The 12233-nt window shown below is 68.0% G+C and carries 9 protein-coding genes; 6 read left to right on the top strand and 3 right to left on the bottom strand.

Annotated elements, in window-relative coordinates; genetic code table 11:
- Positions 1–25 precede the first annotated feature (25 nt).
- The 6 genes from ACX1DX_RS13390 to ACX1DX_RS13365 all read left to right on the top strand — a co-directional run bounded on the left by ACX1DX_RS13390 (position 26) and on the right by ACX1DX_RS13365 (position 7650).
- Positions 26–1333: an ABC transporter substrate-binding protein gene (locus ACX1DX_RS13390; protein WP_459396993.1), complete on the top strand. Its 1308-nt coding sequence runs from the start codon at positions 26–28 to the stop codon at positions 1331–1333.
- A gap of 14 nt (positions 1334–1347) precedes the next feature.
- Complete coding sequence (locus tag ACX1DX_RS13385) at positions 1348–2343, top strand: carbohydrate ABC transporter permease (RefSeq protein WP_459396992.1); 996 nt, start codon at positions 1348–1350, stop codon at positions 2341–2343.
- A complete protein-coding gene (locus tag ACX1DX_RS13380) occupies positions 2343–3236 on the top strand; it encodes a carbohydrate ABC transporter permease (protein ID WP_459396991.1) in 894 nt (297 codons plus the stop codon). The genes ACX1DX_RS13385 and ACX1DX_RS13380 overlap by 1 nt, the downstream gene beginning before the upstream one ends.
- Before the next feature lie 42 nt (positions 3237–3278).
- Entirely contained in the window at positions 3279–4277 is a 999-nt protein-coding gene (locus ACX1DX_RS13375; RefSeq protein WP_459396990.1) for a LacI family DNA-binding transcriptional regulator, read from the top strand.
- 949 nt (positions 4278–5226) lie between these two features.
- Complete coding sequence (locus ACX1DX_RS13370) at positions 5227–6144, top strand: type IV toxin-antitoxin system AbiEi family antitoxin domain-containing protein (protein ID WP_459396989.1); 918 nt, start codon at positions 5227–5229, stop codon at positions 6142–6144.
- 267 nt (positions 6145–6411) lie between these two features.
- Positions 6412–7650 carry a carboxylesterase family protein gene (locus tag ACX1DX_RS13365; protein WP_459396988.1) on the top strand — a complete coding sequence of 413 codons (1239 nt, stop codon included), beginning with the start codon at positions 6412–6414 and terminating at the stop codon, positions 7648–7650.
- A 252-nt stretch (positions 7651–7902) separates the two neighbouring features.
- Here ACX1DX_RS13365 and ACX1DX_RS13360 read toward each other — a convergent pair whose 3' ends face one another.
- The 3 genes from ACX1DX_RS13360 to ACX1DX_RS13350 form a co-directional block, all read right to left on the bottom strand.
- A complete protein-coding gene (locus ACX1DX_RS13360; protein ID WP_459396987.1) occupies positions 7903–9162 on the bottom strand; it encodes an endo-1,4-beta-xylanase in 1260 nt (419 codons plus the stop codon).
- A gap of 417 nt (positions 9163–9579) precedes the next feature.
- A complete protein-coding gene (locus tag ACX1DX_RS13355; RefSeq protein ID WP_459396986.1) occupies positions 9580–10689 on the bottom strand; it encodes an SDR family NAD(P)-dependent oxidoreductase in 1110 nt (369 codons plus the stop codon).
- 32 nt (positions 10690–10721) lie between these two features.
- The gene (locus tag ACX1DX_RS13350) at positions 10722–12068 is read right to left on the bottom strand and encodes a PHP domain-containing protein (protein ID WP_459396985.1); all 1347 of its coding nucleotides are present in this window, start codon (positions 12066–12068) and stop codon (positions 10722–10724) included.
- Positions 12069–12233 lie beyond the last annotated feature (165 nt).

Below are 12233 nucleotides of genomic sequence, written 5' to 3'. Positions count from 1 at the left end.
CAATGCTGACTGGGAGGAACCACACATGAAGAAGGCCCTCATCGGAACCGCGATCGCGGCTCTCCTGCTGAGCGCGTGCGGCGGGGCAACTGAGCCCGGCGAGACCACAGCGCCCAGCGATGCGGCAAGCTCAGCTGCCGGCGGCGAACCCGTCACCCTGAGCTTCTGGCACAACTCCACCACAGGCCCCGGTAAGGCCTACTGGGAGGACACCACTGCGGCATTCACCGCGGAGAACCCCAACGTCACCTTCGAGATCCAGGTGATCCAGAACGAAGACATGGACGGACGCCTGCAGACGGCGCTCAACTCCGGCGACGCGCCCGACATCTTCATGGCGCGTGGCGGCGGCAAGCTGGCCGACATGGTCGAGGCCCAGCAGATCATGGACATCACCGACGCCATCTCCGACGAGACCAAGGAGGCTTACGGCGACGCGATCGTCAACACCTTCAACGTGGACGGCAAGATCTACGGCCTCCCCACCTCGCTCCTGCCCGGCGGCATCTACTATTCGAAGGACCTCTTCGAGGCGGCCGGCATCGAGGGCACGCCCGAGAACATGGACGAGCTGAACGACGCCGTCGCCAAGCTCAAGGAATCGGGCGTCGAGCCCATCGCACTGGGCGGCAAGGACGCCTGGCCGGCAGCTCACTGGTACTACTTCTTCGTGCTGCGCCAGTGCAGCGAGGACACCATCAACAAGGCCGCAGAGCTCGACTTCTCCGACCAGTGCTGGCTCGACGCGGGCAAGGAACTGCAGAAGTTCGCCGACACCGAGCCGTTCAACCAGGGCTTCCTCACCACCTCCGCCCAGCAGGGCGCGGGTAGCTCCGCCGGCCTCGTCGCCAACCACCTGGCCGGTATGGAACTGATGGGCGCCTGGAACCCCGGCGTCATCGCCTCCCTCACCCCCGACGAGAAGCCGCTGCCTGACCTCGGCTGGTTCCCCTTCCCGGCCGTCGAGGGCGGCGAAGGTGACCCGACGGCGATGATGGGCGGCGCCGACGGCTACGCCTGCTACGTCGACTCCCCCGCTGAGTGCGCCGACTTCCTGGACTTCTACGCCAGCAAGGCGAACCAGGAGGCCTACGCCAAGGCGTTCAACACCCTTCCTGCCAACGGCGAGGCGGCAGACGCGGTGGAGGACCCCGCGCTGAAGGACATCCTCGGCGCCTACTCCAACGCGGCCTACATGACGGTCTGGCTCGACACGCTGCTGGGCCAGAACGTGGGCAACGCGCTCAACGCCGGCGTCGTCAACATGCTCGCCGGTCAGGGCACGCCTGAGGACATCGTGTCCGCAGTCGAGTCCGCCGCCGCCAAGGGCTGACACGGAGGCCGGTCGTGACTGACACCACCACCACTACTGCTCGGGTCGGCGCCTCCACGGCGCCGGCCCGGGCCGGCCGGCCGCGCCGAGCACGGGCTGACTGGCTCAAGCGCGCGGAGATCATTCTCCTCGCGGGCCCTGCGATCGTGATGTTCGTAGGCTTCGTCATCTTCCCCGTGTTCATGGCGGCCTACTACGGCTTCTTCCGCTGGCGCGGCTTCGGCCCGCCCACCGAGTTCATCGGGCTGCAGAATTACGTCACCATCTTCACCGACGGTCTTTTCCTCTCCGCGGTGCAGCACAACGGGTTCATCGTCATCGCGTCCCTCGTCATGCAGGGGCCCATCGCGATCGGATTCGCCCTCCTACTCAACCAACAGGTCCGGGGCCGCTCCCTCATCCGGGTGCTGATCTTCGTCCCCTACGTCATCGCCGAAGTCATCGTCGGCACCGGGTGGTCCCTGATGCTGCAGAGCACCGGCGCCGTCAACGACTTCCTGGGCAAGATCGGCCTGGACGCTCTCCAGCAGGACTGGATCGCGAACCCGAAGATCGCCATCTGGACCCTGATGGTCATCATCTCCTGGAAGTACATCGGCTTCGCGGTGATCCTCATGCTCGCGGGTATGCAGGGCATCCCCGATGAGCTGTACGAGGCCGCCGCCGTCGACGGTGCGTCCTACTGGCAGATCCAGCGCGCCATCACCCTGCCGCTGCTCGGCCCCACCATCCGCATCTGGGCGTTCCTGTCGATCATCGGCTCGCTGCAGCTGTTCGACCTCGTCTACATCATCTGGGGTCAGTACGTGGCAGACACCGCGGGCACCTCGACGATGGCCACCTACATGGTCCGCGAGGGCCGCCTCGCCGGTAACTACGGCTACGGCAACGCCGTCGCCGTCGTCATCTTCCTGATCTCGCTGGTCATCGCTCTGACCTATCAGCGCTTCGTGCTGCGCCGCGACACCGAGGGCGCCCTCACGGAGAAGCCCGGAAAGGACAAGAACTGATGTCCCAGGCCGCCCTCACCCAACGTAGCCGGGCCGCTCGCCGCCCCTATGGTGGCAAGAAGCAGAGCAAGTCCAGCGTCCCCTGGGGTAGCCCCAGCCTCTACATGCTCGCCACGGTGTTGATCGCGCTGTGCATCGGGCCGGTGCTGTACATCATCCTCGGCGGTTTCCGCAGCAACGCGCAGATCACGACGAATCCGTCCGGCCTGCCGAATCCGTGGATCCTGCAGAACTACACCGACGTGCTGACCTCCAGCACCTTCTGGATCCAGTTCGGCAACTCGACGATCTCCGCCACCCTGACGACGGTGGGCTGCGTCGCTCTCGCCCTGGCCGCGAGCTACGTCATCGCGCGCTACCAGTTCCGGGGCCGCAACGCCCTGTTCTCGCTGTTCGCCGCCGGCCTGATGTTCCCGCTGACGGTCGCCATCACGCCCCTGTACATCCTGATCCGGACCCTGGGGCTCACCGACAGCCTGGCCGGCATCATCCTGCCGCAGATCGCGTTCGCGCTGCCCGTCACCGTCATCATCCTCGTGCCGTTCCTGCGGGCCATCCCCAAGGAGATCGAAGAGGCAGCGATGATCGACGGTTCCGGCCGCGTCGGCTTCTTCTTCCGGATGGTGTTGCCGCTGTCGCTGCCGGGCGTCATCACGACGGGCATCCTGGCGTTCATCGGCGCCTGGAACAACTACATGCTGCCGCTGTTCATCCTGAGCTCCCCGGAGAAGTACACCCTCCCCCTGGGCGTCCAGGCGTTCGCGTCGCAGTACTCGGTGAACACCGCCGCGGTGCTGGCGTTCACGTCGCTGTCCATGCTCCCCGCGCTGCTGTTCTTCAGTATCTTCGAGCGCCGGATCGTCGGCGGTCTCAGCGGCGCCGTCAAGGGCTGATGGGGCTGACATGCACGTGTACGGTCTGTGGAGGGAGGGTTCATGCGTCGAGTGACGATCACTGATGTCGCCCGCGCCGCGGGCGTGTCGGTATCGACGATCTCGAAGGTCATGAACGGGCGCGACGGCATCGCCGCAGACACCCAGCAGCGCGTGCAGCAGGTCATCGATGAGCTCGGCTATGTCGGCAACATCGGGGCCCAGTCGCTGCGCGCCCGCCGCACGGGGGTCGTCGGGGTGCTGGTGAGCCAGTTCGAGCCCTACTCCGCCGAGATCCTCAAGGGCGTCGGGGCCGCCGCCGAGGGCACTGATCTGGAGATCATGGCCTGGGCCGGCGCCTCCCACAACCCGCACGCCCCCACCGGCTGGGAGCAGAAGCTGCTGGGTCGCCTGGCCGGCAGCCTGATCGACGGCGCCATCATCGTCACGCCCAGCGTCGAGGCGACCTCCGGGAACTTCCCGGTGGTGGCTGTGGACCCACAGCGGCTGGACCTCACCAGGCCCGCCGTCTCGGTCAACGACGAGGGCGGCACGCGCTCAGCCGTCAACCACCTGCTGGGGCTGGGGCACCGCCGGATCGGCTACCTCGGTGGCCGCGACGACCTGGCCTCCGCCGTCTCACGCGAGGCCGGCCTGCGCAAGGCCATGGCGGCGGCCAAGGTGCCCCTTAACGGGCGGCACGTGCTGTCCGGCGACTACACCGCCGTCGGCGCTGCCGAACCCGCCGCCCGGCTGCTCGACGACCCTGACCGCCCGACGGCGATCGTCGCGGCGAACGACGTGTCGGCGCTGCAGGTGATCGCCGCGGCCCACGCTCGCGGCCTGAGGGTCCCCGAGGACCTGTCCGTGGTGGGCTTCGACGACGTGCCTGAGGCGGCGAGGCAGGGTCTGACCACCGTCGCCCAGCCGTTGCAGGCGATCGGCGCGATGGCGTTGAGCATGCTGCTCGACCTGCTGGCCGGGCGCGAGATGACAGACCCGCACCGTCAGTTGCCGACGCAGCTCATCCTGCGGGGCACCACCGCCGTGGTCGCCTCCTGACACGGGGCTGTGTGGTCGGCTGCTGGACCGCATGATCCCGCTCGGCCGGCGGCTGCAGGTCACTGCTGGGTTTAGCCCCGTCCTTGGATATGAACCCAGCACTGGCGTCGACCGCTCGGCCTCAGTGCTGGGTTTGGCGCCATAGACGGGCTCAAACTCAGCGGTGAAACCCGACGGCGAGCTGAGGTCGCCTGGCGGGCTGGGGCGGCGTGTCGGGTCAGGCGATGGCGGCCGAGGCTGCCGTCGCCTGCGCTGGGCCGGGCAGCAACCGCGTGGCCCCCGCTCGGCCTGAGTCCGGCAGGCGACTGCAGGTCACTGCTGGCTTTGATGCCGTCCATGGACACAAACCCAGCACTGGCGTCGACCGCTCGGCCTCAGTGCTGAGTTTGGCGCCATAGACGGGCCCAAACTCAGCGGTGAAACCCGACGGCGAACTGAGGTCGCGTGGCGGGCCGGGGGCGGCACCCGCCTCCGCGTTTGCTGCCTCGTTCAGCGCAACCGGATTCGGCCGCAACTCGCCCACCCGACGCAGGCCGTCAGGAGCTGAAGAGCCCGGGCGGACATGAGCTCGTCCCGGGTCAGGCGCTGGCGGCCGAGGCGCCGTCACCTGCGCCGAGCAAGGCAGCAACCGCGCGATCACCGCTCAGCCTGAACCCGGCAGTCGACTGCCGGCCACTGCTGGCTTTGATGCCGTCCTTGGACACAAACCCAGCACTGGCCTGGACCGCTCCAACTCAGTGCTGGGTTTAGCGCCATAGACGGACTCAAACTCAGCGGCGAAGCCCGACGACGACCTGAGGTCGTCTGCCTGCCTCAGGCCACACAGGGTGTTGTCCAACCCGCGCCAAGTGTTGTCCCAGAGGACCTTCGTGTTGTCAGTTGCCCCTGAGGTGTTGTCCGTTGCCGCCCTCCCCTCCCGGCCGCACCCTCGCGAGCACAGACTGGCGCCGTGCGACATCGACAACATCTCTCTTCATCCCTCGAGAAACTGGCCGCGGACCAGGCCGGGGTGCTCAGCACGCGGCAACTCCTCGACGGCGGGCTGAGCCGCAAGGTCATCTCACGCATGGCGCAGGGCTGGCGGCCGGTGGCTCAAGGGCTGTACCTCCTCGGGGCGCCGTCGTTCACAGCGGCCGCCTGGGCGGGAATCCTCCGCGGGGGGAAGGAGGCGGCGGTCGGCGGCCGCGCGGCGGGCCACGTGTACGACATCGTCCGCGAGGCTCCTACCGACGTGACCATCTGGGTCCCCACCGACCATCAGGACTTCGCCCTCGACGAGTGGCGCATCACCTTCCGCAGAGGCGAGCGCAGGCGCCTGTACACGCTGCCGCGGACGTCGGTTGAGGAGGTCCTCCTCGACATCGCCGACACTGGGGACGAGAACGAAACCGTCAGCGCCGTGGCCAGGGCACTGGCGAAGGACAAGACGACGACCCAGCGGATCAGCGAGGCTGTCGCCGCCCGGTCGCGCGTCGGGCACCGTGCTCTCCTGGCCCAACTCTGCACCGAAGCAGCCAAGGGCATCGAGAGCGCGTTGGAGTGGCGGTTCCACACCAACGTCCTCGTCCCTCATGGCCTCCCCATCCCGGAGCGCCAGGTGCGCCGCGAGGCCGGACGTGTGGATGGGATCTACCGCGACTACAAGCTCATCCTCGAACTCGACGGGCTGGCCGACCACCAGGACGCCACGCGCGACATGGATCGGGACAACCTCAACGTCGTGCAGGACGATAGCCGCACGCTGCGGTACGGCTGGACCGGCGCGAATCAGGAAGCATGCGCTGCCGCTCACCAGATGGCGACCGTCCTGCGGCGGGGAGGCTGGCCGGACCAGCTCCGTCGCGCACTGTGCTGCCGGGCATCCTGAGCCCTCCAGTGCTGCTGGATTTGATGCCAAGGACAGGAACAAATCCAGCAGGGCACCGAAGGCCACCCGACAAGCCCAGACCCAGACCACCTGGCGCGCTGGCTACCTTGCGTCGACTGATTGTGCCGCCGATGCGTCCGATCATGCTGCGGCTCTCCGTCCTGCACCCCACGAGGCCGGGTAATGATCATGTCCGCCACGACCTCCACGACGAGGCCCACGGCGGATGCGTTGGACAAATCCCAGCCCAGACGAAGGAGTCTCGGAATGATGCAACCCCTCACACGACGTGCCCTGCTCGGTTCGGCCGCAGCAATCCCAGCAGTGGCCACCCTCCCGCAGGTGGCCTCGGCGTCCACCTCGGTGGGCTTCGACCTGAACGCCACGGTGCTCGACGGCGGCGAGCAGGTGACGTCGCTGACCATCCGGGCCGGCGTGCTCGGACAGTTCGACCCCTCGAGCCTGACCCTCGAGACCTTCTCGGTGCTTGCCCGGGCGGAGAGCCCGCTCCCCGCCTCCTCGAACCAGCTCACCCTCGGCACCTACGACGTCCACCGCGACGTGACCGCGGCCCGCATCGACAACCGGGGCAACATCACCCTCGAACTGGCAACCGCCGAGGGCGTTCCAGGGGGCGCCACCCTGGGCTACACCGTCCCGGCCGGTCGCAACGTCGAATTCAACCTCACCTACACAATCACGCAGAACGCCCCGCTCCGGCTGCGCAACCAGCGCCAGGTGACGATCGCCCGATTCGTCCAAGGTGAACTGACGAACCTCGAGGTGGACGCCTTCAGCTACGGGACCTCCATCTCCGGGCTGAACTACCGCCTGTTCACCCCCAGGAACAACGGCCACGGCCAGGGCGGCAAGCACCCGCTGATCGTCTGGCTGCACGGAGGCGGCGAAGGCGGCATGGGCACACGCCAGACGAACGAGGCACAACTGCGCGGCAACCGTGGCGCGGTCGGTTTCGTGACGCCGGAGGCGCAGCAGATCTTCGGCGGCGCGTACGTCGTCGCTCCGCAGTCGCCCAGCGCGTGGATGACCGACGGCGACGGTTTCGCGCCGAAGATCGCCGCGCTCGTCGACGAACTGCTCGCGTCGAACCACAAGATCGACCCGCAACGGGTGCACGTCTTGGGCTGCAGCAACGGCGGCTACATGTCGCTCAAGATGGCGGTCGAGTACCCGGAGAAGTTCGCCTCCGTCGTCCCCATCTGTCCCGGTGCGACGCCCAACTTCTTCACCGACGCCGAGTTGCAGAGCGTCAGCTCGACCCCGACGTGGCTGGTGCACTCGAAGGACGACACCGTCCTACCGTGGGAGCCCAACACCGGGCGGGCTGCGGCGCTGATCGACGACGACATCGTCACGCTGTATGACACGGTGACGTGGCAGGGCCACCAGTTCATGGGGCACTGGTCCTGGATCTACGTCGCCCGCAACGACCCGCAGGACAACGGTCAGCACATCTGGCAGTGGATGGCCCAGCAGCACCGCTGACCTTCACACACCGTGAGTCCGTGCGGCCTGAGCCCGAGGCGGCTTTTGCCGAATGCTGGGTTTGATGCCGTCCTTGAACACGAACTCAGCACTGGGTGCAGGCGCTCGACTCCAGTGCTGACTTTGGCTCCATAGACGGGCTCAAACCCAGCAGTGAAGTGCGACGGAGTGCTGGGGTCGCCTGCCGAGTCTGGGGTGCGCCGGCCTCCGCGGTTGCTGCCTTGTCCAGCCTCACCCGGCACTCCCGAAGCCTCAGCGCAGCGTCAGGTCCTCAGGCTGGGCGTCGGCGAGGTCGAAGTCCACGGCGACCCCGTCTGCGACAGCCCGGTAGCGCCCCTTCCACCCCTCCACGGCGACCCGACCCTCGGCGTCCGTCCGACGCGTGACAGGCGCGGTCCACCACTCCTCCCTCACTAAGCGACGCAGCGCGTCGTAGGATGGCTTCGGGGTGCCGTCGAGCCGCACCAGCCCCGCAGGCGCGCCCAGCCAGGCGTCGACGTCGGAGATCCCCCAGTACGTGGCCGACACGACGCTGGGGTGCTGCCACAGCAGCCGCAGGTGCGCCTCGAGTTCCTCTGCCTGCCGGACCTCGCCGTCGGGGGTGGTGGGCCAGGAATCGACGACGTGGTCGTTGAGGTCGACGATCTGCTTGGGCATGAGTTCGCCGGAGACCAGCGTCATCTCGGTGAAGTGCAGCGGGAGGCCGTAGCGGGAGAACTTCTCCAGGATGCGTTCGGTCTTCTCCTGGCCCCACCAGCCCTGGTGCATGTGGCTCTGCAGGCCGATGGCGTCCACGTGGACGCCGGCCTCGAGGACCGCCTCGATGAGGGTGTCGTAGGCGCTGGACATGTCGAAGTCGTTGAGGAGGAGCGTGGCCGACGGGTTGGTGGCGCGGGCCTCCTCGAACGCCAGACGGATGGTGCCGACGCGGCCCAGCTTGCGGGACAGCCGGGTGATGCCGTTCTCCTCCGCCGTGAAGACCGGCATGATGACCACCTCGTTGATGGCGTCCCACATGTCGATGAGGCCGGCGAAGTCGCCGACGTCGCGGCGGATGCGTTCGCGCTGGACGCGTTCGATCTCGTCGGTGCTGAGGTCCAGCAGCCACTTCGCGTCGACGCTGTGCCACACCAGGGGGTGCCCTTTGAGCGTGACGCCGTGCCGCGCGAACCATTCAGCCGTGCGACGGAGTTCCTCGGTGTGGGGCTTCCCGCGTTCGGGCTCGAAGCGGCCCCAGTAGAAGGGCAGGGTGGCCCAATTGAAGACGTCGAGCCAGAGGTCGGCGAGCGCGGTGAGGCGGCCGGCCTCGTCGCCGTCGGGCTCCAGTTCGTTGTTGTGGAGCGGGAGGAAGTCGAAGCCGATGCAGCCGAACCCGAACTCGTGCCGGGTCTGCTCGACGGCGACCTCGGCGTCGGCGAGGGGCGTGCCGTCGGCGCGGCGCAGGGTGAGGGTGCGGGCGGCGCGGCGGTGCGCGAGCGTCGGATCGGGCTGGGGTGATTGCTCGGGGTACATGTCCCTCCAGTGTTTTGTCTTACCTCACAACAATAGCTAGGACCTGACGCTGCGCTGAGGCTTCGGTGGCATCGGGTGCAGCTGGACAAGGCAGCAACCGCGGCGGGCCGGCGCGACCGCAGCCCGCCAGGCGACCCCAAGCACGCCGTCGCAGCTCACTGCTGAGTTTGACCCCGTCAATGGCACCAAACCCAGCACTGAAACATCGCGCCCGGCTCAAGTGCCGAATTCATGCCCAAGGACGGCACCAAACCCAGCAGCAACCCGAGAACCGCCTGCCGGGCTCGGCCCGCACGGCCTCACGCGCTACCTGCCTTGCCCAGCGCAGGCGGGACGACCTCAGCTTTCATCCCCCAGAACGCAATCGCGGTCCGCCGGGCTTGACCCGACGGACCGCGACGACGTACTCACCCAGCCCTAGCTGCTCAGCATGACCTGACCGCCGGTGACCGGGATGGCCTGGCCCGTCTCGTAGGCCTGCTCGACGATGTAGTACACCGCGCGCATCACGTCGGCGCCGTACGTGCCGCGACGCAGCGGCACCTTGGCCTCGTAGAAGTCGCGGACCTCCTGGACGGTGGTGGCGCCAGGTACCTTGCCGGAGCGCAGGTACTGCACGAACAGGCCGCGGTCCGGGTCCGACCACAGCGGGCCGTCGTAGAAGTTGCCCGGGCAGATCGCGTTGACCTTGACGCCGTGCTCCACCATCTCCAACGCGAACGACTGCACCAGCCCGATGCCGCCGAACTTCGAGCCCGCGTAGGCGCCGTTCTTGTTCGAGCCGACGAGGCCGGACTTGGAGTTGATCTGGATGATGTCGGTGGTCCACTCGGGCGCGGTGCGGTGCTGTGCGGCGAGCAGGCGACCCAGGTGCTTGGTGACGAGGAAAAACGCCGTGTAGTTGATGTCGGTGGTGAAGGCGAAGTCCTTCAACTCCTGCTCCAACACCGGGCCCGCGCGCACGACGCCGGCGTTGGAGACGACCAGGTCGAGGCCACCGGTGCGCCGGGCGATCTCCGCAGCCATCGCGGCGACGGAGTCCTCGTCGCCGACGTTGACCTTGATGGCCGCGGTGCGGTCGGTGCCCAGCTCCTGGGAGAGGGCGGTGGCGCCGTCGATGTTGAGGTCGGCGATGTAGACGAACGCGCCGGAGTCGACGAGGCCGTGCACGATCTCGGCGCCGAAGCCCTGCGCGCCGCCGGTCACGACGGCGACCTTGCCGGCCACCACCTCGGAGCGGAACGCCGCGGAACGCGCCGCGGCCGACTTCGCGTCGGGCAGGACGGAGACGTCACCGAGGGTCTCGACGGCGAACGAGTAGCTCTCCCCCGCCACCTCGACGGCGAGCTGAGCGGGGAGGGGGAGTTCGGCGCCCTGGAGGGCGTCGGGCAGCTCGTCGATCGAGGCTGCCTGGAGGCTGACGGGCCCGACGGGCTCGGCCTGGTCGCTCAGCGTGAGGACGACGGGGATGCCGTGCCGGGCGAGGTACGCGCCCCGAACCATCGGGGCGATGGTGGTGATGGTCATGGGTTCTCCTTAACGGTTCCTGGGCCGCTGGCTCAGGGAATGAGGCGCGCCGCAGCGTCGGCGACGGACAGGCCGTCCTGGATCATTTCCCGGCCGACGGTGGAGTAACGCGCGACGCGCTCCTTCAGCGGCAGCCCGGCAAGGCGAGAGTTCTCGGCGAACAGCCCGAGGGAACGGTCGTGCTCGGCGAGCCGCTCATGGGCGACCATCGCCCACGTCGCGTCGTTCAGGTGGTCCAGCTCCGGGCGCTGCAGCTCGGGGCAGTTGAACACCTGACGCGGCGTGTTGATGTCCACACCGCTCACCTCGAGCAGGCCGTTGCGGTCCGCCAAGTCGGCGATCCGCGCCATCTGCGCGGATGTGTTGCGCGGCGGCATGTACGTGATGGCCGGCATCCCGATCTCGCCGAGGAACTCGACGAGCTCGTCGAGGAAGTCGTCCTCGAACTTCTCCGCCTTCTTGTCCCCCGTCGGCGACGCGGTGACGTCACCCAGGTACGCGTAGCAGGGGATGGCCCCGATCGACTTGGCGAAGGCGATCACCTCGGCCATCGTCGGGCATTCGCCGCCGTCCTCGAGCCGCTCAGGGATGACGTAGATCTGGTCGAGGAACTCGGCCTTCATCACGCCCAGGAGGTCGAAGGTGAGGTGCGGGTTGTCGACGTCGGCCAGCTGCGCCTTGACCTTGTCGGACAGGTTCAGCCCCAGCTGCGCCAGCCCGTCGACCAGCGAATCGCCGCGCCCGAAGTGCGCGATCAGCTTGTCCGCCATCGCGGCCAGGAGGTGACGCTCGGTGACCGTGCCACCGAGCAGGAACTGCGAGCGCCCGACGATGTCGGTCTCCACATCGATCAACGGGGCGCCGAGCTTGTCCAGGATCGCGTTGGCGTTGTCCACCATGGTGGCGGTGCGCTTCAGGCGCGCCTCGCGGATGGGCTTGAGAAACTCCGCCGCCGCGTCGCGCGACGACGCGGGGATGCCCTGCACCGTCATGTAGACGATGCCGGCGGTGTCAGGGTTGTTGAGCTTCCGGTCGTGTAACGGGGCGCGACCCGCCGCCACGTCGGCGGCGGAGTGCACGTAGACGCGGCATTCGAAGCCGGTCACCGAGCCGAGACCGACGGCCTCAGCGGCCGCCGTCATCTCCGCGGCACCGGCGGCCGAATCGTGGTCCACGGAGCCGACGACGGTCAGCCCGGCCTCGCGGGCCCGCAGCGCCGCCATGGACGGGGTGTACGGGCTGAAGCTGTAGATGGTGTGGACGTGGTTATTGGATTCCGTCACGAAGGGTGGGAAGTCCGGGTTGGTGGCGAGGTGCTCCCGCAGCGCGTCGAGTCGCTCGACCGGGGTGGCATTCGGGTCGTTGATCGTGGTGGTCATGCTTCTCCTATTCACTGCATCGCTGCGCACTTCGCAGACTCCGGCCGAACGTCGCAGACCTCCGTCGGACGTCGCAGACCTCGGCCGACGTCGCAGACAGAGGACTGTCTGCGACCCCGCAGGCCGTCTGCGACGTCACGCCCAGGTCTGCGACGTCACGGGCGG

The sequence above is a fragment of the Tessaracoccus zhenghani genome, assembly GCF_054552775.1.
Note: the sequence above shows the minus strand (reverse complement) of the source record. Positions and strands in the feature narration are given on the sequence as shown.